The organism is Streptomyces sp. HNM0645 (genome assembly GCF_030056615.1).
Lineage (GTDB): Bacteria > Actinomycetota > Actinomycetes > Streptomycetales > Streptomycetaceae > Streptomyces > Streptomyces marianii.
In genome coordinates this window covers 114,170-133,947 of record NZ_JASHLT010000006.1, presented here as the reverse complement: position 1 = coordinate 133,947, position 19,778 = coordinate 114,170, and the positions used below count along the sequence as shown (strand labels likewise).

At 71.3% G+C, this 19,778-nt stretch carries 17 protein-coding genes and 3 pseudogenes; 12 read left to right on the top strand and 8 right to left on the bottom strand.

Annotation, left to right across the window (positions count from 1 at the left end):
• Window positions 1–285: 285 nt before the first annotated feature.
• Window positions 286–561 (top strand): annotated as a pseudogene (locus tag QMZ92_RS36280) (helix-turn-helix domain-containing protein); the annotation flags it as partial.
• Here QMZ92_RS36280 and QMZ92_RS05560 read toward each other — a convergent pair.
• Window positions 560–1,348 carry an SLATT domain-containing protein gene (locus QMZ92_RS05560; protein WP_283296106.1) on the bottom strand — a complete coding sequence of 263 codons (789 nt, stop codon included), beginning with the start codon at window positions 1,346–1,348 and terminating at the stop codon, window positions 560–562. The pseudogene QMZ92_RS36280 and the gene QMZ92_RS05560 sit on opposite strands and share 2 nt — an antisense overlap.
• A 377-nt stretch (window positions 1,349–1,725) precedes the next feature.
• Here QMZ92_RS05560 and QMZ92_RS05555 point away from each other — a divergent pair, with 377 nt between their 5' ends.
• From QMZ92_RS05555 to QMZ92_RS05525, 7 genes are all read left to right on the top strand, one after another.
• Window positions 1,726–2,067, top strand: a complete 342-nt coding sequence (locus QMZ92_RS05555; protein WP_283296163.1) for a YbaB/EbfC family nucleoid-associated protein — start codon at window positions 1,726–1,728, stop codon at window positions 2,065–2,067.
• An 82-nt stretch (window positions 2,068–2,149) separates the two neighbouring features.
• A complete protein-coding gene (recR, locus tag QMZ92_RS05550; protein ID WP_283296105.1) occupies window positions 2,150–2,749 on the top strand; it encodes a recombination mediator RecR in 600 nt (199 codons plus the stop codon).
• Window positions 2,742–3,410, top strand: a complete 669-nt coding sequence (locus QMZ92_RS05545; RefSeq protein ID WP_283296104.1) for a DUF5063 domain-containing protein — start codon at window positions 2,742–2,744, stop codon at window positions 3,408–3,410. Before recR ends, QMZ92_RS05545 begins: the two co-directional genes overlap by 8 nt.
• A 370-nt stretch (window positions 3,411–3,780) precedes the next feature.
• Window positions 3,781–5,061 carry an aspartate kinase gene (locus QMZ92_RS05540; RefSeq protein ID WP_269729218.1) on the top strand — a complete coding sequence of 427 codons (1,281 nt, stop codon included), beginning with the start codon at window positions 3,781–3,783 and terminating at the stop codon, window positions 5,059–5,061.
• A gap of 28 nt (window positions 5,062–5,089) precedes the next feature.
• Window positions 5,090–6,139, top strand: a complete 1,050-nt coding sequence (locus tag QMZ92_RS05535) for an aspartate-semialdehyde dehydrogenase (protein WP_283296103.1) — start codon at window positions 5,090–5,092, stop codon at window positions 6,137–6,139.
• Window positions 6,140–6,426: 287 nt separating this feature from the next.
• Window positions 6,427–7,185 (top strand): SigE family RNA polymerase sigma factor, encoded by a 759-nt coding sequence (locus QMZ92_RS05530; protein ID WP_283296102.1) that lies wholly within the window; start codon window positions 6,427–6,429, stop codon window positions 7,183–7,185.
• 170 nt (window positions 7,186–7,355) lie between these two features.
• Complete coding sequence (locus QMZ92_RS05525) at window positions 7,356–8,540, top strand: hypothetical protein (RefSeq protein ID WP_283296101.1); 1,185 nt, start codon at window positions 7,356–7,358, stop codon at window positions 8,538–8,540.
• Window positions 8,541–8,783: 243 nt separating this feature from the next.
• Here the strand turns inward: QMZ92_RS05525 and QMZ92_RS05520 are convergent, their stop codons facing one another.
• From QMZ92_RS05520 to QMZ92_RS05500, 5 genes are all read right to left on the bottom strand, one after another.
• Complete coding sequence (locus QMZ92_RS05520; RefSeq protein ID WP_283296100.1) at window positions 8,784–9,533, bottom strand: SURF1 family protein; 750 nt, start codon at window positions 9,531–9,533, stop codon at window positions 8,784–8,786.
• A 145-nt stretch (window positions 9,534–9,678) separates the two neighbouring features.
• A complete protein-coding gene (locus tag QMZ92_RS05515; protein ID WP_502961994.1) occupies window positions 9,679–11,553 on the bottom strand; it encodes a S9 family peptidase in 1,875 nt (624 codons plus the stop codon).
• A gap of 181 nt (window positions 11,554–11,734) precedes the next feature.
• The gene (locus QMZ92_RS05510) at window positions 11,735–12,289 is read right to left on the bottom strand and encodes a GNAT family N-acetyltransferase (protein ID WP_283296099.1); all 555 of its coding nucleotides are present in this window, start codon (window positions 12,287–12,289) and stop codon (window positions 11,735–11,737) included.
• Window positions 12,290–12,393: 104 nt separating this feature from the next.
• The gene (locus QMZ92_RS05505; protein WP_283296098.1) at window positions 12,394–13,083 is read right to left on the bottom strand and encodes a class F sortase; all 690 of its coding nucleotides are present in this window, start codon (window positions 13,081–13,083) and stop codon (window positions 12,394–12,396) included.
• Between the two features lie 65 nt (window positions 13,084–13,148).
• Window positions 13,149–13,643 (bottom strand): hypothetical protein, encoded by a 495-nt coding sequence (locus tag QMZ92_RS05500; RefSeq protein ID WP_283296097.1) that lies wholly within the window; start codon window positions 13,641–13,643, stop codon window positions 13,149–13,151.
• A 432-nt stretch (window positions 13,644–14,075) separates the two neighbouring features.
• Here QMZ92_RS05500 and QMZ92_RS05495 point away from each other — a divergent pair.
• Window positions 14,076–14,487 (top strand): annotated as a pseudogene (locus QMZ92_RS05495) (VOC family protein).
• 931 nt (window positions 14,488–15,418) lie between these two features.
• On the opposite strand, the gene QMZ92_RS05490 reads toward QMZ92_RS05495, so the two are convergent.
• The gene (locus QMZ92_RS05490) at window positions 15,419–16,180 is read right to left on the bottom strand and encodes a cyclase family protein (RefSeq protein ID WP_283296096.1); all 762 of its coding nucleotides are present in this window, start codon (window positions 16,178–16,180) and stop codon (window positions 15,419–15,421) included.
• The gene (locus QMZ92_RS05485; RefSeq protein ID WP_283296095.1) at window positions 16,177–17,235 is read right to left on the bottom strand and encodes a DMT family transporter; all 1,059 of its coding nucleotides are present in this window, start codon (window positions 17,233–17,235) and stop codon (window positions 16,177–16,179) included. Before QMZ92_RS05485 ends, QMZ92_RS05490 begins: the two co-directional genes overlap by 4 nt.
• A 148-nt stretch (window positions 17,236–17,383) precedes the next feature.
• Between QMZ92_RS05485 and QMZ92_RS05480 the strand changes: the two genes are divergently transcribed.
• The 3 genes and pseudogenes from QMZ92_RS05480 to QMZ92_RS05470 all read left to right on the top strand — a co-directional run.
• The gene (locus QMZ92_RS05480; RefSeq protein ID WP_283296094.1) at window positions 17,384–18,301 is read left to right on the top strand and encodes a LysR family transcriptional regulator; all 918 of its coding nucleotides are present in this window, start codon (window positions 17,384–17,386) and stop codon (window positions 18,299–18,301) included.
• A gap of 641 nt (window positions 18,302–18,942) precedes the next feature.
• Window positions 18,943–19,335 (top strand): hypothetical protein, encoded by a 393-nt coding sequence (locus tag QMZ92_RS05475; protein ID WP_283296093.1) that lies wholly within the window; start codon window positions 18,943–18,945, stop codon window positions 19,333–19,335.
• 27 nt (window positions 19,336–19,362) lie between these two features.
• Window positions 19,363–19,755, top strand: a pseudogene (locus QMZ92_RS05470) (replication initiator); the annotation flags it as partial.
• Window positions 19,756–19,778: the final 23 nt, after the last annotated feature.

Sequence of the window (19,778 nt, the reverse complement as noted above, 5' to 3'; positions counted from 1 at the left end):
CGGTAACTTGCACGGTTATTGACGAGGGGGGTGAGCTTATTGGCGAAATCATTCTCTGGACTGAAACGGGCATGTTGTCCGGCCTTGAATACGCCTGGTATGGCGATGAACCCCCGACTTCGCTCCCAGAGGTGGATCGAATAGTCATGTCATAGAATCTGATCGGATCTACTTCCGAGCACGAATGGGAAGCCCCGCCGGGATCCGGCGGGGCTTCTGGGGTGTTTGACGCTGAGGTTGAAAGGGTGGGGTGACAGGGGGCGTTGGCGGTGCTACATCCTCGTCATGAGGTACGCGGATGGCGGCGGTCTGACCGCCGCGGGGCGGGCGAAGCGTGAGGCGGTGCGTTTCGATGCCGTGGAGATGTTCGAGCAAGGGGTGCGGCCGCCGGAGGTGGCCCGCCGGTTACGGGTGTCGCGGAAGTCGGCCTACGCCTGGCACGCGGCCTGGCGGGACGGCGGCAGATCAGCCCTGGCCTCGAAGGGGCCTGGTGGCTTTCCCTGTCAGCTCAGCGACGACCAGACCGATTGCCTGCAGGCCGAGTTGGAGGCCGGACCGGCTACCGCGCCTCCGGCGGGCGCTGCCTCGGCATGTTCGGCCGGGTGGGCGGGTGCGGCAGGGGGAAGCGGCCCGACGGGTGGCTGTGGTCGGGGCGCGACGGCACCGGTGCCGACTGCATCAGCAGCGGGGCCGGACCGGCCCGGAACTCCAGCATCCAGTCGGCCGTCTCGGCGCGGACCAGTTCCGTCAGATCCTCCGAGAAGCGGCGCAGCACGGTGAGACACCGCTCCGCCGCCTCGCTCGCCGTGCCCTCCGTGGGTCCGAGGACCTCGCGGACGCTCTCGGATGCCCAGTCGAACTGAAGGCCCTGGAGTCTGCGGTGCACCGCCTGTGCCGCGGCCATGTCCCTCGTCCAGCCCGAGGTCAGGCCGAAGTACCGGTCGCAGGCCACGCAGGCGGCGCCCAGCAGCAGCGACAGGTACCCCCAGCCCGCCGCGCCGGTCAGCGTCCCCGTCAGGTCCAGGAGGGGCAGCGCGGCCCCCGCTACCACGCCCAGGGCCGTGCCGGCGCGCAGCGCACGAGCGGCGCGTCGTTTGCGTACCCGGTCGGCCAGATACCAGTCCGCGGTCCGCAGCGCGTTGGCCTCCACCCAGCGGTACAGCTCGTCGAGGCGCTCCGCCGGCTCGCCCCAGTCGCCGAGCGGGAACGGCCGGCCGGCCAGGTCGCGGTCGCGGTCGTGGTCGCGGCGCGGGATGCTTCCGGAGTCCGGGGCGCCGCCGTTCTCCGGGACCCCGGCCCCGTCCTCCTCCCGGGCCGACCCCCCAGGCTGCATCTCCGGCTGACTCACCGGGGCACTCCTCTGCGCTCTGCGTGACTACGGGTGCGTGACTGCGGCTGTGCGTGACTGCGGCTGTGCGTGACTGCGGCGGCGACTGCGGACGACGTCGGTACGCGGCCTCGGGCGCAGTCGTGCCAACCCTGCGTGACGTGCGGTGTACGTGGGGTTCTGGTGCGCAGGTTCTTCCTACCGCCGAACGGTGGGCCGGGGGAGCGGAATCCCGGTAAATCCGCCCGCACGAGCGTCCTGATCCGGTAGGCGAAGGACGTGCCTTCTCCCGCGGAAGTCACTCGAAAGAGTCGGTGCCCACTGGGCGGGGCATGCCGTCCCCCGACCACGTAGGCTCGGTTTACCGAACAATCGACGTCGAAATGCCAGGAGTGACCGTGATTCCCGGTGGTGGCCAGCCCAATATGCAGCAGTTGCTTCAGCAGGCCCAGAAGATGCAGCAGGACCTCGCCCGTGCGCAGGAGGAGCTGGCGGCGACCGAGGTCGAAGGCCAGGCGGGCGGTGGTCTCGTGAAGGCGACCGTCACCGGCTCCGGCGAGCTGCGCGGCCTCGTCATCGACCCCGGGGCGGTCGACCCGGACGACACCGAGACCCTCGCCGACCTCGTCGTCGCCGCCGTCCAGGCCGCGAACGAGAACGCACAGCAGCTGCAGCAGCAGAAGCTCGGTCCGCTCGCTCAGGGACTCGGCGGCGGCGGGATCCCCGGGCTCTCCTTCTGACGCCCTTTCGCGTCGGTCTTGACCCTGGTCGGACCGGACCAACTACCGTAACCGTCGAAGTAATTCCGAGAGAGGCGTTCCGTTGTACGAAGGCGTGGTTCAGGACCTCATCGACGAACTGGGCAGGCTGCCCGGCGTCGGTCCCAAGAGCGCGCAGCGGATCGCCTTCCACATCCTCCAGGCCGAGCCGGCCGACGTCCGGCGCCTCGCGCACGCGCTGCTCGAGGTGAAGGACAAGGTCCGCTTCTGCGCGGTGTGCGGGAACGTCGCGCAGCAGGAGCAGTGCACCATCTGCCGGGACGCGCGCCGCGACCCGGCGGTCATCTGCGTGGTCGAAGAGCCCAAGGACGTCGTCGCGATCGAGCGGACCCGGGAGTTCCGCGGTCGCTACCACGTACTGGGCGGCGCGATCAGCCCGATCGAAGGCGTCGGCCCGGACGACCTGCGCATCCGCGAGCTTCTCGCGAGGCTTGCGGACGGCACGGTCACCGAGCTGATCCTGGCGACCGACCCCAATCTCGAGGGCGAGGCGACCGCCACGTACCTGGCGCGCATGGTCAAGCCCATGGGGCTGAAGGTGACGCGTCTCGCCAGCGGGCTTCCCGTTGGCGGCGATCTGGAATACGCCGACGAGGTCACGCTCGGGCGTGCCTTCGAGGGGAGACGACTTCTCGATGTCTGACGCAACGCTGCACTCCGTCACGCAGGACCCGGACGACTTCGCGGTCCAGATCGCCGACTCGATCGAGAGTTTCATCGTGGCCACCACCGAGGTGGCGCGGGGCGACGAGCCGGACAGCGCCGTGCCGTTCCTGCTGCTGGAGGTCTCCCAGCTGCTGCTCGCGGGCGGCCGGCTGGGCGCCCACGAGGACATCGTCCCCGAGGAGCGCTACGAGACGGACACCGGACCGGACGTGGACGTCGACGACCTGCGCGAGCGGTTCGCCCGGCTCCTCGACCCGGTCGACGTCTTCTCCGAGGTCTTCGACCCCTACGAGCCCCGCAAGGCACCGGTGCCGTTCCGGATCTCCGACAACCTCGCGGACATCGTCACCGATCTGCGCCACGGCCTCGCCCACTACCGCGCGGGCCGCACGACCGAGGCGCTGTGGTGGTGGCAGTTCTCCTACTTCTCCAACTGGGGCCCGACCGCCTCGGCGACGCTGCGCGCACTGCAGTCCCTGGTCTCCCATGTGCGCCTCGACCAGCCGCTGCAGGAACTGGACGGGCTGGACACCGACGAGGACCTCGCCGAGGACGACCTCGCCGAGGAGGCGGGGCGCGTGATGGCGGAGGAGATCGCGAGGCCGCTCGGGTTGCGGAAGGCTCCCGCGGCCCAGTGATCCGGCCCCTCCCCGCTTCCCCTCGCCCGAGGGGGCGGGTACCCGCCCGCCGGTACGGGGTGTGCACCGTCGCCACCGGGGGCCGGTCGGCGCCTACCTTCCAGAAGCCTGCGCCGACCCCCGGGTTGCGCCTGCGCGGACCCGCGGCCGGCACCGCCGGAGCACGCGCGAACATGTGACGCCGCCCACAGAACCGCGTACCCCGTGAGGCCTTGGGCAGATGCATCCTCGGGCAGCCCGGCCTTGCCGGTGATCACGACGTGAGCGGGACATCTCGCGATGTGATACGGCGGCGGCGATTCCGGGCTGCTCGTTAAACTGACGCAGACCGCAGTGATGACTGCGGCCAGAGACCGAGCGAGGAGCGCACGTGGGCCTTGTCGTGCAGAAGTACGGAGGCTCCTCCGTAGCCGATGCCGAGGGCATCAAGCGGGTCGCCAAGCGGATCGTCGATGCCAAGAAGAACGGCCACCAGGTGGTCGTCGTGGTCTCGGCGATGGGTGACACGACGGACGAGTTGATCGATCTCGCCGAGCAGGTATCCCCGATCCCTGCCGGCCGCGAGTTCGACATGCTGCTGACCGCCGGAGAGCGGATCTCCATGGCCCTGCTGGCGATGGCGATCAAAAACCTGGGCCACGAGGCCCAGTCGTTCACCGGCAGCCAGGCCGGCGTGATCACCGACTCGGTCCACAACAAGGCGCGCATCATCGATGTCACGCCGGGGCGGATCCGGACGGCGCTGGACGAGGGCAACATCGCCATCGTCGCCGGCTTCCAGGGAGTGTCCCAGGACAAGAAGGACATCACCACCCTCGGTCGGGGCGGCTCGGACACCACCGCCGTCGCGCTGGCCGCGGCGCTGGACGCCGAGGTCTGCGAGATCTACACCGACGTCGACGGCGTCTTCACCGCCGACCCGCGCGTGGTGAAGAAGGCCCGCAAGATCGACTGGATCTCGTTCGAGGACATGCTGGAGCTCGCGAGCTCCGGTTCCAAGGTGCTCCTGCACCGGTGCGTGGAGTACGCACGCCGCTACAACATCCCGATCCACGTCCGCTCGTCCTTCTCGGGGCTGCGGGGCACCTGGGTCAGCAACGAACCGCACGCCGAGCAAGGAGCCCGCAAGGTGGAGCAGGCCATCATCTCCGGAGTCGCCCACGACACCTCCGAGGCGAAGATCACCGTCGTCGGCGTCCCGGACAAGCCGGGCGAGGCCGCCGCAATCTTCCGCACCATCGCGGACAACGAGATCAATATCGACATGGTGGTGCAGAACGTCTCCGCCGCGTCCACGGGCCTCACCGACATCTCCTTCACCCTCCCGAAGACCGAGGGCCGCAAGGCGATCGACGCGCTCGAGAAGACCAAGAGCGCCATCGGTTTCGAGTCGCTGCGCTACGACGACCAGATCGCCAAGATCTCGCTCGTCGGCGCGGGCATGAAGACCAACCCGGGTGTCACCGCCTCCTTCTTCGAGGCGCTGTCCGACGCCGGCGTGAACATCGAGCTGATCTCCACCTCCGAGATCCGGATCTCGGTCGTGACCCGCGCCGACGATGTCAAGGAGGCCGTCCGGGCCGTCCACACCGCCTTCGGCCTCGACAGCGACTCCGACGAGGCCGTCGTCTACGGAGGCACCGGCCGGTGACAGCTCGGCGCGCGACGGTGGTCGCGCGATGAACCGCAAGCCGACGCTGGCGGTCGTGGGCGCGACCGGGGCCGTCGGCGCGGTGATGCTCCAGATCGTGTCCCAGCGCGCGGACGTCTGGGGCGAGATACGCCTGGTCGCCTCACCGCGTTCGGCCGGCCGCAAGCTGGCCGTCCGCGGCGAGGAGACCGAGGTCGTAGCCCTCTCCGAGGCGGCGCTGACGGGGGTCGACGTGGCGCTGTTCCTGGTGCCGGCCCCGGTCGCCGCCCAGTGGGCGCCGGTCGCCGCCGCCAAGGGGGCGGTGGTCGTGGACAACTCGGCAGCCTTCCGGCTGGATCCCGACGTCCCTCTCGTCGTACCCGAGATCAATCCGCATGCCGTGCGGCTCCGGCCGCGCGGCATCGTCGCGAGTCCGGGCTGCACCACCCTGGCGATGATCGTCACCGTGGGCGCGCTGCACGCCGAGTTCTGCGTGGACGAACTCGTGGTCTCCGCCCTCCAGGCGGTCAGCGGTGCCGGACAGTGCGGTGTCGAGGCGCTCCGCACCCAGCTCGCACTGGTCGCGGACACCGAACTGGGCACCGGTCCCGGCGATGTGCGCCGGGCGGTCGGCGACGGACTCGGCCCGTTCCCCGCGCCCACGGCGCTGAACGTGGTCCCCTGGTCCGGGGCGCTGGAGGGCTACGGCTGGTCCTCCGAGGAACTCGCGATCCGGGCCGAGACCCGCAAGCTCCTGGATCTGCCCGAACTCCGGGTCTCCGCGACCTGTGTGCGTGTGCCGGTCGTCACGGCCCACTCGGTCTCGGTGCACGCGCGTTTCGAGCACGAGGTCTCCGTCGAGCGCGCCCACGACATCCTCGCCACGGCGCCGGGCGTGGTGCTCTTCGACGACCCCGAGGCCGGTGAATTCCCCACGCCCGCCGATGTGGTGGGCACCGATCCGACCTGGGTCGGGCGCGTCCGGCGGGCCATGGACGACCCGAGGGCCCTGGATCTCTTCGTCTGCGGGGACAACCTCCGCAAGGGTGCCGCCCTGAACACCGCTCAGTTGGCAGAGGCGATCGCCCGCGAATTCTGAGCAGAGTGTCGGTGCTTCTTTGTAGGATCTGTGAACCCCCTGTGATCAAACAACCGGGACGTGCCCCTTGAACTGGGGTGATGGCATGTCCGACGATGCATTTGCGCCACTGTGCAACCGGTTGCTGTGCGGGGAGCGTCTATGCGGTCGCCCCTTCGCGGTGCCGCGATAAGCCATGACAAATGGGGCATTGGGGAAGATCGGGAGCGCATGAGGGTATACGGTGCGTCGTCACGGGCGATGGTGTGCGCGTACAACCCTGAGGGGGGTCGGCAAGTCCAACAGGCGTGGCAGAGGTACTCGACATCACCGCGGTGGCCCCGGTCCGCGGCAGGGCGTTCGCTCCGGCCCGGCCCCCGGGTCCGCCCCCGATCCGGGGCGCCGGCAGGGCTCCGGCACGCGGCATCACGGTGCTCCCGCTCCGGGGTCCCCGCCCTTCGCCGGTCCCCGGCAGGGGCACCGGTGGCGGGATGCCGGTGATCGCTCCCATGCCGGCTGCACACTCTGCCCCCATACCGTCCCAGCGCGACAGTGCTGAGGATGCGGTGGCCGCGGGCACCACGGTCGACCATCTCACCGAGACCTACCGCGCCCACTACCGGTCGCTGCTCGGTCTCGCGGCCCTGCTGCTGGACGACACCGCGTCCTGCGAGGACGTCGTCCAGGAGGCGTTCATCCGCGTCCACTCGGCGCGCCGCCGCGTCCGTGACCCGGAGAAGACCCTCGCCTATCTGCGGCAGACGGTCGTCAACCTGTCCCGGTCCGCGCTGCGCCGGCGGATCCTCGGGCTGAAGCTGCTCTCCAAGCCGATGCCCGACATGGCGAGCGCGGAGGAGGGCGCGTACGACCAGCTGGAGCGGGACGCGCTCATCAAGGCCATGAAGGGCCTCCAGCGGCGGCAGCGCGAGGTGCTGGTGCTCCGCTACTTCGCCGACATGACGGAGGCCCAGGTCGCCGAGACGCTCGGCATATCGCTGGGCTCGGTGAAGGCCTACGGCTCACGGGGCATCGCGGCCTTGCGCGTTGCCATGGAGGCCACGGCATGACCAGGCACGGACGCGGGCACGAGCACGGCCGCGAGAACGCCCCGCGGGACGAGCTCCGAGGGAAGGGCGCCACGCGGGGCACATCCGGTGGTGAAGCACCGGACGGGAAGCACACGACTGAGCTTTACGGGCCGGACGGGCCGTTGAACGACCGGACTGGGAAAGAGACTGTGAACGACGGGCCGCAGAACGGAACGGGCGAGCAGGGGCTCGGGGGTGAGGCAACCCGGGGCGACCTGCCCGCCGGCGCGGACACCCCCGCCGACGACCTGCCGGGCCGGGACCGCCTGCTCCGTGACCTGCTGGGCGGACCGGGCCAGGACGGACCCGGCCGGGACGGACCGACGTCGGCCGGGACCGGCCACGAGGCCCCGGAGGACCAGGACGAACCGGCCCTGCGGCGGCTCCTCCACGACACCGTCGGCGCCCTCGAACCCACCGACGGTGCGCTGGAGCATCTGCGCCGGGCCGTGCCGGCGCGGCGCGCACGCAAGCGCCAGGCCGTGGTCGGCCTTGCGGCGTCCGTGATCCTGCTCGGCACCGCCGTCCCCGCCTTCGTCCACGTGGCGAGCTCGGGCGGTCTCGACGACCACCCGGTGAACGCCGGGCACGGTGAGCAGGCCCAGGGCGGCACCGGCGAGCAGGACCGCCTCGACGGCGGGCAGGCGGCGAACGGCGACCCCGCCGGGCGGCAGCCGAGCGTCCCCGGTGCGCCGAGCGCCCCCCAGCAGTCGCCGACCCCGGGTGCCGCCGCGACCGAGGGGACCCCGGGCGGCACGGGGACCACCCCGACCGACAGCGCCGTCGCCTCCACACCCGCCTGTGAAGCCGGCCAGCTCGGTGTGAGCGCGGCGCAGGCCGGCGCCGCCGAGGCCGACGGCAAGGTGTACGGCACGTTCCGCATTTCCAACGTCTCCCCGAGCGAGTGCTCGATCGGGGCGGCGGGCGCGGTGGGCTTCCGTACGGCGGGCGCCGCGGACGCCACGAAGATCAGTGTGGTCACGCACACCACCGGGGACGCGGCGAGCGGACTGCCCGACCCGTCCCAGGAGGTCAGCGCCGTGGTGCTCGAGCCCGAGGCGTCGTACGAGGTGAAGTTCGCCTTCGTCCCCTCGGAGACCTGTCCGACGACCGGTGCCTCGCCCGACCCCACGCCCACGGACGGCACTTCGGGCACGACCGACGGCGCGGGCACGGCTTCGAACACCGAGCCCCAGCTCGACGACGGGACCGTCGCGGACGGCAGCATCTCGGTGGTGCACACCCCCGAGCCGGGCGGCCCGAACGCGGAGGCCACGATCTCCAACGCGTGCGCCGGCACGATCTACCGCACGGGCGTCCTCAACCCGTCCTGACCGCACGCCGGTCGAGACCCGGCGTGGGCCGGTGACGGTCCACCGGTGTGGATGCGCTGACCGGTCACCGGCGTGCGCCATGCACTGTGCAACGGCGCGTGCCGGACCGGAGGGCCTTCCCGCCTAGCGGGGCGTGGTGGTACCCGGCGGCTCACCGGCCGTGCCGCCGGGTGAGCCGGGCAGTTGCCGGACCTCATCGCTTCCTCCCGTGGAGGCCGGGTCACGCCGTGCTGTGGAGCCGCGTCACACCGGGTCGAGACCGAGCGCCTGGTCCTTGGCCGCCTCCGCCTCGCGGCGCACGAAGCGGAACCACATGAACAGCACGAAGCCCGCGAAGGCGAACCACTCCAGCGTGTATCCGAGGTTCTGGAACGCCTTGAGGTCGAGCCCGCTGCCCTGCGGCGCGGCCGCGGGCACCGGACGCATCCCGTCCGGCGCCGCGGTGAGCGTGATCCACGCGTCGTACACATCGTCCGGGACGAGGTTCACCAGCGAGGCGGCACTGATGATGCCGAGCTGACCGCTCGGCAGGCCGCCCGCGGTGCGCACCCCGTCGCTGCCCTGCGTCTCCGACGCCTGCAGCGCTCCCGTGACCGTCACCTCACCGGCGGGAGCGGCCGGTGCCGTCGCCCCGGTGGGCAGCCAGCCCCGCACCACCGGCAGCGCCCTGCCGTCGTCGGTGTGGAGCAGCGTCAGAACGTACGAGCCGCGCCGGCCGTCCAGTTCCCGGCCAGGCACGAGGAACTGCTCGCCGTACCGGCCGGCGGCCGTGGCGAGCCGCCCCGAGGTGTTCTTGTCCACGGGCAGCAGCTCCGCGAGCGGTGCCGCGGCCCGCTCGCCCGGCTCCGGGCCCTGCTCGGCGGCCCGGTGGGCGTCGACGCGGTCCTCGAACCGGCCGAGCTGCCAGGTCCCCATGAAGATGCAGAAAGGGATCGCCAGCGCGACGAAGACATTGATCCCCCACCAGCGGGGCGTCAGCAGGAACCGGTACACACCTCCACGGTACGGAACGCCCCGCTTTCCCCCTCTCCCGGGTCCCGTTTGGCGCCCCGCCCGGCCGCTCCCGGAGGCTGCCCGCTCGGGCGGCCTCCGGGACCCGTGGGCGGCCGGGACCCGTGGCGCCCGTGAAGCGCCACCGCTACCGCAGGTGCCGCTCGGCGAAGGCCAACTCCAGCCGTACCTGCTTGATCCGCTCCTCCACCACCAGCGAGCCGTGACCCGCGTCGTACCGGTACACCTCGTGGACCGCGCCGCGGGCCGCGAGGCGGTCCACGTAGTTCTCCACCTGGCGGATCGGGCAGCGCGGGTCGTTGACCCCGGCCGAGATGTACACCGGAGCCGTGACCGCGTCCACGTACGTCAGCGGGGACGAGGCCTCGTAGCGCTCGGGGACCTCCTCCGGTGTGCCGCCCAGCAGTGTGCGGTCCATCGCCTTCAGGGCCTCCATCTCGTCGTGGTACGCCGTGACGTAGTCCGCGACGGGCACCGCCGCCAGGCCCAGGGCCCAGGAACCGGGCTGTGTGCCGAGTCCGAGCAGGGTGAGGTAGCCGCCCCACGAGCCGCCCGACAGCACCAGCTTCGCCGGGTCGGCCACGCCGGAGGCCACGGCCCATTCGCGGACCGCCGCGATGTCCTCCAACTCGATCAGACCGACGCGGTGCTTCAGGGCATCGGTCCACGCCCGCCCGTAACCGGTCGAGCCCCGGTAGTTGACCCGGATCACCGCATAGCCGTGGTCCACCCACGCCGCCGGCGCGGCCGCGAAGGCGTCGCTGTCGTGCCAGGTCGGGCCGCCGTGTATGTCGAAGACGGTGGGGAAGGGCCCCTCGCCCTCGGGCCGCTGCACCAGCGCGTGGATCCGGCCGCCGGGGCCCTCCACCCACACGTCCTCCACAGCGACCGAACCGGGCGCCTTCATACCCGGCGGATCCAGCACTTCCCGGCCCGTCGTGGAGCGGACCTTCGGCGGCTGCGCCGCGCACGACCACACGTACTCCACCGTCCCGTCCGGCCTGGCCGTCGCGCCCGAGACCGTCCCCGCCGGGGTCTCCACCCGGGTCAGCTCGCGCGTGGCCGGGTCGAACCGCCACAGATCGCTGCGCGCCTCGAAGCTGTGCGCGACGAGCAGCGCGGAGCCGTCCGGATACCACTCGGCGCTCACATCGCCCGGCAGGTCGATCGCGAGGTCGGTCTCCTCGCCCGTCGCCACGTCCCACAGCATGGGCTCCCAGCGCCCCCGCCGCTGGTGGCCGACCAGCAGCCGGGTGTCCCCCTGGACCGGGGCGAAACCGAGCACCTCCAGCCCCAGCTCCACCGAGCCGCCCTCGGTGTCGTCCAGCTCGCACACCGTCGTGCCGTCCAGCCGGACGACCCGCAGCGCCGAGTGCATCGCGTCGCCGTGCTCGGTGTGCTCCAGCGCGAGCAGTGTCCCGTCGTGGGACAGATCGCCGACGCCCGCCGACTCCCGGTGCCGGTAGATCTCCACCGGTGCCCCGCCGGGCCGCACGACGTGGATCGTCGTCCCGTCCTCGTCCGTGGACCGGCCCACCACGGCCGTGCCGTCCCGGCCGAGGGCGACGCCCGCGCTGTACGAGGGCGCGAGGCCCGGCGCGGCGGGTTCGTCCGGCCCGCCGCCGAAGGGCTGCCGCATCCAGACGCCGAACTCGTCGCCGTCCGTGTCCGAGAACCACCAGATCCATGCGCCGTCCGGGGTGAGTATCCCGTCCGTCGTCCCGTTCGGCCGGTGCGTCGCCTGGCGCTGTTCGCCGGTGGCGCGGTCCCAGGCGTACAGCTCGTACGTCCCCGTCGCGTTCGAGACGAAGAGGGCGTGGTCCGGGGCGTCCTCCGCCCAGTCGGGCAGCGAGACCCGGGGCGCGCGGAACCGCTGCTCCCAGGCCGGCATGTCCGCGGGCCCGCCCGCGGACGCCGCCGTGCGCTCCCCGGCGGGGGCCGCGGGAACGGCGGCGGGAGCGTCGGACGCCGTGGATTCGGTGATCTCAGTCATGCCCACCATTCTGCGCCGCCGCGCCCACAATCCGTTCGCCCCGCCCCCAGCCTGTGGACAACCTCCGCGACATGTACTCACCAACCCCTCCCGACCGGTGCGAGGCCGCCGCCGGCGGTTGGCCGAAGCGGTGGGCCGAAGGGGCTGCGTCGCAGGCCCCGCGCACCCGTCCTGCCGCGGACGCGTCCGGTCAGGGGATGACGGGACTGCGGCGTTCCAGAAGGACCACGTCCCGCCACACGCCGTGGTGGCGGCCGATCCGTTCGCGCGTGCCGATGACCCGGAAGCCCACGCTCCGGTGGAGGGCGAGGCTGGCCTCGTTCTCGGGGAAGACGCCGGACTGGATCGTCCAGATGCCGGCCGCCTCGGTCGAGGCGACGAGCCGCTGCAGCAGGGCGCGGGCCACCCCCCGGCCGCGGGCGGCGGGGTGGACGTACACCGAGTGCTCGACGACTCCCGCGTAGGCGCAGCGGTCGGAGACGGCCGACGCCGCGACCCAGCCGAGCACGTGTCCGACACGGGCGGCGGCGACTCCCTTGGTGTCCGCGGCGCCCGTGGCCTCCGGGCGTGCCGGGGGTGTGGCCGGCGTCTGCACGGAGTCCCGCAGGGCGACGAACCGATGCTCCGTCAGTCTGGCCGCGTCGAACTCGGCCCAGGCCGGAGTGCGGGTCTCGAAGGTCGCGTCGCCCTCGTCGATGCCGAGCCGGTAGACGGCGAGGACCTCCTCCGCGTGCGCGGCTGTCATCGGCACGACGATCACGGCGGCCCCTCCGGTGCGTACTTGCGGCGTGAGGACACCATCATGCGGCCACGGCCACGGCCACGGCCACCGGGCTCCGGGGCGGAGGGCTAGCTCATGCGCTTGAGCGTCGCGTAGACGACGAGATTGCCGAGGTAGCCCGTCTTCTTGGTGTAGCCCCCGCCGCACGTGATCACCCGCAACTGGGGGACAGCGGCGCCCGCATACACCTTCTTGCTGGGGAAGGAGTGCTTCGAGTACACCTCGACGGCGTCCACGGAGAAGTGCGCCGTGCGCCCGTCGAGCCGGGTGACCTGGATGTCGCTGCCCTTGGTGAGCGCGCCCAGCCGGTAGAAGACGGCGCGGCCGGTGGGGGTGTCGACATGCCCGGCCACGACGGCCGCGCCGACCTCGCCCGGCGCCGGCCCTCTGGAGTACCAGCCCGCGATCTGGGCCTTGTCGACCGGCGGCACCTCAAGCACGCCGTTCTTGCCCAGGGCGAGGTTCATCACCGGGGTGTCCACACGGATGGCGGGGATGCGCAGCCTCACCGGTACGGAACGCTGCCGGGACCCGGGCGGGGTCTTGGGCGCGGCGGCGCGCGGGGCGGCCAGAAGTGGCGGGACGGCCGGGACGTGGGAGACCGCCGGGCCCGGCACCGGTGCGGTGAAGGCCTGGGCGGCGGACGGCTGGGGAGCCGTCTCGCCGCGCAGCCCGTGAATCAGCAAGCCGACGCCGACCAGCAGCATGACGCAGAAGACCCCGGTCGACGTGAAGGGGGAGGGGTGCTTGCGTCCCATAGTGGTGCGGGCTCCGGTCTCGGTTACGGAGGCGGCGGGTCCCGTCGGCCGACGCCGGGGGACGCTCAGACCGCCGAACCGTTGCCGTGACGACGCCGCAGTGTCAGGACGCCGCCCGCCGTCGCGGTGAGAACGAGCGCGGCCCCGATGGCCATCTCCGTGCTGTTCATCCCGCCGCCACCGCCGAATCCACCGCTCACCGCACCGTTCGGACGCCCGGCGACCTCGAATTCGGACTCGACCCGGACCCCGGGAGGGCACTTGACCGTGACGCTGTACGTGCCTTCCTTCGCGTTGTCGGGAACGGTGAACGTGCCCTTCAGTTCCCCTTCGCTGCCGCTCTCGGTCAGATTGATCTGACCTCCGATCTCCGCCTGTCCCTTGGCGTAGGTCGCGGCCGGATCGCACACCCCAGACGTACTGACGGTGATGGTCGATCCGGGATATCCCACCTCGGGACTGACCGTGACCTCGGACCCTTCGGCGACTGCCGCGGGAGCCGGGATGCCAAGTGCGGCCAGGGCCAGGGCACTTCCTGCGAGAAGACGTGCGGTACGCATTTTCACCACCCTCCGAGTGGCGCGGGCCAGGACTCGTTGCCCCGACGAGGACGCCGCGCTTCAGGGGGAAAGGCAACCAGTTCTTGTGATCAAACGACTGCAGCGAAATGGCCCGACGATTCCGCGTGGTTCTCGTGTCGTGACATTCCCACAGGTCGCGGCGCCTGCAATAGGCTCAAGGACGGAATATCGAAACGACGTGGCGATCGGGTGGCGACACGCGCGTCGCAGGCGCCGCCGGGCGTGTCGCAAGGCCGGCCGGAGGCCGATGCCACCCGACGGACACTGCTGGGTGACCGGGCCCGGGCGGATGCCCGACCGGGGTCCGGGTTCCACACGAGCCGCGCTGCCGCGAACGCCCCGTGAAACCGCCTCAGGAGACTCCGCGGCAGGAGTACGCCGGACGACGGACCGGAAGGGAGGCCGAAGGGCATGAGCGCACTTGCCGGCGCCCGCATCGCCACCAGGCTCCCCGCCCAGGATCTCGACAGGGCCCGGCGGTTCCATTCCGAGAAGCTCGGCCTCGACCCCGTCGACGAACGCCCCGGCGGCCTGCTGTACCGGTGCGGCGGTTCGGACTTCGCGCTCTTCCGGTCCGCGGGCGCCTCGCCGGGTACCTTCGCGCAGATGGCCTTCGAGGCCGACGACATCGACGCGGCCGTCACCGAGCTCAAGGGTCGGGGAGTGGTCTTCGAGACCGTCGACCTGCCCGGGCTGAGGACGGTGGACGGGATCGCCGACATCGAGGGCAACTACCCGGGAAAGGGGCGCCCGAGGCGAACGCGGCGCCTGGCTCCGGGACAGCGAGGGCAACATCCTGGGGGTCGGACAGCCGGTGCGGTGAGGAACTCCCGCTGGAGCGCATCGCGCATCTGGTCGGGCACACCAGTCAGGCGACGACAGAGGCCGTCCATCGGAAGCGGCGCCGGCCGGTCATCACTGAGGGCGCAGAGGCCATGGACGTGATCTTTGCCCAGCGGCGCGGGGTGACCGCCCGCCGGGCTTGATCAGAACCCGTTGGCCCCCTGTGTGGCCCCCCGGGGCACGACAGAGGCCCATTCGCGATCACGCGAATGCGCTTAGCCTCGCCAGCGAGGCCAACGCACAAGGTACGGACAGACGTTGAGGTCTGGAGTGTGTCCAAGGGCGGTCGGCTTGCGGCAGGATTGCACAGTACTGGCAAGGTCGAAGTCGGGTTACCAGCGAGTCGGAGAGGGCTGCTCATGAGCGGTACATCACGGTCGCGTCACGACAGGATAGAGCCGGGGCCGCCGTCCGAGCGCGGCTCCGATCGCTTCAGCGACGATCCCCCTGATCCCCTCGCCTCGCTGCTGGCCAAGGTCAACAATGGGGAACGCATCTCGACTCCTGGACACAATGCGGGCGGCGAAGACCGCGACCCCCGCGACGAGGAATGGCGGGAACATGATCGCCACGGCCCCTATGCGCAGGGGCGTCGCCGGAAGAACTAACGCACAGGGCGGAGCCCCCGTCTGCGGCAGCGCAGGCGGGGGGCATGGCGTGAGGGCTGCTCACGCGGGCTGGAGCGGGCGGCTCGCAAATCGACGAACGACGGCGCGCGCCCGGCGACAGCTCGCCCACGTACAGGCACATATGGCCCGACCGTCTCAACGCGGTGGCCGACCAACTCTACCGGTGCAGTTGGGAGCACCTGGAGGACGAACACGGCTTCCTGACAGACCAAGCGATCGACCCTGAAGAGGACCCTCTGGAGACCAGCCCGGCCGAGAGTTCCAGTGGCGAGGGGACAGCGGTCAGGGGTGACTGAGGGCGAACGCCCGTGCGGGGAAGCCCGAACCGCCCAGTGGCCGGGGCCAGGTGGCGACGATCAGGGCACCCGCCTCCGGGAGCCGGTCCAGGTTGGTCATCAGCTCGAGCTGCCAGCGGTCACGCCCCAGGACGTACGCCTCCAGGGCGCAGTCGCCCGCGGAGCCGGCGATGCCCGGGTCGGTGTCCGACTGCTCGTGTCCGATGGCGGCGGCGTCCACCTCTTCGAACAGGTACTGCAGGACCTCCGCCGACCAGCCCGGCGTGTGGCTGACGCCGTCCTCGTCCCGGTTGGTCATGGCGACGGGGTCCGGCCGGCGCCGGCTCCACCCCGTGCGCAGGGCGACGAACGACCCGGCCGGCACGCGGCCGTTCCTGCGCTCCCAGGAGCGCACGTCGTCGAGGGTGGGCGTGGTGTCGGGGTCGGTGCGGACGCGGTCCGCCACGTCGAGCACCACCAGGGGCAGGATCATCTCCTCGACCGGGATCCGGTCCAACGTGCGGGCCCCGGCCACGAAGTGCGACGGCGGGTCGACATGAGTGCCCCACTGGCCGACCAGCGTGTAGCGGTGCACGGTGAAGTCGTCGCCTCCTTCCAGGCTGAACACCGTCTCGCGCCGCTCGTCCCCGAACCCCGGGAAGTGCGGCTGCCCGGACCGGAAGGGGTGAGTGAGGTCGGTGCGGACCGCCGTTTCGATCAGGTCGCGGTGTGCCGACCACAGCCGGTGCTCCGGCGCACGGGCGCTCATCGGGCTTCCTCCGGCGGGGTGGTGGCCGCCGCGACAGGGGCCGCCGGGGCGGGGGCGGCACCCGCCGGGACCCCGGAGACCGCTGCGCCGCCCGCGATGGCTGCGGGACCGGGTTCGCCGGCGGCGGGTTCCCCGGAGTGCGCTTTCCCGAGTGCCGGCTTCCCGGCGTTCGCCGCGGCCGGCCGCCGTGTCATCCCCACTCCCAGCAGGACGACGGCCATACCCAGTACCACCCGCATACCGAGGTCCTCTCCGAGGACGACGGCGCCGAGCAGCACGGAGACGACGGGCAGCAGATAGCCGACCACGGCGGCGTTGGTGGCCCCCTCGTCGTTGATGATCCGGTAGGTGAGATGGAAGGTGATCGCGGTGCAGAGGACGCTGAGGGCGACGGCGGCCGTCACCACCGTGAGGCTGGGGTCGATCCGCTCCAGCCCGCCGACGGGCATCGCGACGGTGGTCAGCCCGGTCGCGGCGAGGAGTTGGGCCGCGGAGAGCGAGATGGTCGGGGTCCCCTTGCGGACCAGCGTGCGGCCCATATAGGTGAACGCGACGGCGTAACTGGCGGCCGCGCCGAGGATGGCGAGGGCGCCCCAGCCGGCGTCGCCGGTGGTCTGCCAGGGGGCGAAGATGACGATCGTGCCCGCGAAGCCGAGCAGCAGGCCGGTCAGCCGCACCCGGTGGATTCCCCGCTCCGAGCCGAGGGCCAGACCGAGGGCGATCGACCAGAGTGGTGTCGTCGCGTTGAGGACGCCCGCGAGACCGGAGTCGACGGTCTGCTGACCGAGGCTGAACAGCGCGAAGGGGAGGGCGTTGCAGAAGAACGCCGCGACCGCTATGTGCCGCCACACGGCAGCGCCCCGGGGCAACCGGTGCCCCGTCGTGTAGCAGGCGACCACGAGGACGAGGGCTCCCAGCCCGCACCGGACGAACGTGACCTGGAGCGGTGAGAGCCCCCTCAGTGCCAGTTCGATCCAGAGGAACGTGGAACCCCAGAGCAGGGCGAGCACGGCCACCCGCAAGCCGCCCCACAGACTCTGTGCGCTGCTGTTCACGATGCTTCCTCCACCGGGTTCGTCCGTCGTTGCGGGACGGGGTCGGCTGTCACGGGGTGGTGCGTGGCGGTGCCCGCTCCTCGAAGGTGCCTCAGTCGAGCCTTACGGACAAGCGAATGGTTCTACTCGTTCTGTTAAGCTGTGCTACATGCTTGATGTGAGGCGACTGCAAGTCCTGCGTGCGGTGGTCACGAGTGGCACGGTCACCGCCGCCGCGGCCAATCTCGGTTACACGCCCTCGGCCGTCAGCCAGCAGGTGGCGGCCCTGGAGAAGCAGGCCGGCACCCCCCTGCTCGAACGGGTCGGCCGGGGGGTGCGCCCCACGGCCGCGGGGCTGCTGCTGACCGAGCACGCGGCCCTGATCGGTGCGGCGGTCTCCCAGGCCGAGACGGCGCTCGCCGATCTCCGGGCCGGGCGGACCGGCCGTCTGGCGGTCCGCTACTTCGCCACGGCGGGTTCCACGCTGGTGGCGCCCGCCCTGGCCGGGGTCCGGGCGCAGCATCCCGGCGTCCGTATCGACCTCGAACTCAACGACGTGGACGAGCCGTTCCACGACGTGGCGCCGGGCCGGACCGACCTGGCCGTCGTCGTGCAGGCGCGGGGCAGTGTCGGTCCCGGCTTCCGGGTCGTCCACCTCCTCGACGATCCGTACGACGCCGTCCTGCCGCTCGGTCACGTGCTTGCCGCCAGGGAGGTCGTCGACCTGCACGAGCTCTCCGGTGAACAGTGGGTCGGCAGTGAGCCGCCCGGTCCGTGCCTGGAGCCGGTGATCGACTCCTGCGCGGCAGCGGGTTTCAGCCCGGACTTCGTGATCCGGAGTGAGGACTACGCCACCGCTCAGGGGTTCGTCGCGGCCGGGCTCGGAGTCGGACTGATGCCGAGGCTGGGACTCCGCAACCGGCATCCGGGTGTCGTCGTGCGCCCGGTCCGCAACCCCGAGCCGCTCCGGGTCATCTCGGCCGTTGTGCGGGAGACCGCACTCGAACAGCCCGCGCTGCGGGGGCTGTTGGACGCACTGCGGGCCGCCGCCGACCCGTCCGCGGGCACCGGCCTGTCCGCGGGGTAGCACGCCCGAGCGCCGGGCCCGACCGGTCTGCCGCGCCCGGTCCGTCCGCCGCTGCCGCGGCGGACCGAGTCCCGCACACGGGCCGTGCCCCGGCGGTGCGGGCGGCGGGCGCGCACGTCAGGCGGTGCGGGAGAAGTGGGCGGGCGGTGCGGCCAGCGTGACCACGGCCGAGAAGATCTCCCGGTAGGAGCGGTGGGCGGTTCCTTGCGTGTAGTGCCCTGGCTCCCATCCTGACGGCCGGTTCGAAACCCTTCTGATCCGTAGCTCTATAGAAATCGGCCATTGGAGGTCATACAGGCTGCTGAGAGGGCCTTGAGAGCGGGTGCTGGGCACTGACGGCTGCGGGGGTTGCTGTACTCCGCTGCTGTACAACGGCATCGAGCGATATCCCGATCAGTAGGCGCGTACATCTGGTGTGTGTGACATGGGGGGTGCAGATGAGGTTGCGCGCAGGCAGGGTGATACTCGCCGTCGCGGTGTGGACGGCCGTGGTCGGGTGCGGCAGCAGGGGGACACCTACTGTCCTCTCATCTGCGGAGCTGCAGAGTCGGTGGTGATCATGGGCAACGGCCGGACCTGACGAAACCGATCCCATCGCAGACCAGAATGGAAGCTCATGCGCTCGGTACCAACCGGACGACGTGTGGTTCCTTGCCGGCATGTACGGGGGGTCGGCCGAGCGGGCCTGCGCTCTTCCCTTCGGGCGGCCGCTCGCCTTCCCTGTCGTGAACGCATGGGGTACTTCTCAGGAAAGCGCGGACTTCATGGCGAGCGCCAACGGGTGGGCCGTCCTGGACGGCAAGCGGCTGGATCCGGAGACCTATCGTGGAGAGACGATTCAGATAAGATCTTTCGCGGGCCGTCACGTCATAGGCGTGGGCGGTGGTCTCAATACCACCGGGTGCGGATTGTGGGTCCAGTTGCCGCCTCTGGAGCCGGGCGCACACGTCCTGAAGATTCGTGGTGGGTCTGGCAGCCTCCGGGTCAGCGTCGACTATGCGCTGATCGTCGATGCGGGGCGGAACGGCCTTTGAGAGGCATACAGGGGCAATCTCGGGCCTGGTGAACCCGACCGGCCGCTGAAGTTCCTCGCCGAACTGGCCCAAGCCCAGATCACTGACCACGCCCGGCGTATGATCCGCACCGCCTGGACACTTGGCGCCCGCCCCGCGCTGGCGGACCTCCGACTGCGGGCCTGGGCCCACATGCTCGGCTTCCGCGGCTACTTCTCCACCAAGTCCCGCCGCTACTCCACCACTCTCGGCGCGCTCCGCGACGCTCGCGCCGAATGGCGCCGTGCCCAAGCGGCTCCGCCGGTCCCGCAGGACGGCGAATCCACGCTCGTCCTCGCCCACTGGGTCTTCGCCGGCACCGGCCTGTCCCGCGGCGAAGCCTGGCTCGCCGCATCCCTCGAACCCGCCCCCGGAACGGAAGGAGAACCGACCCATGCGTGACGAGGAGTTGTTGTCAAGGATGC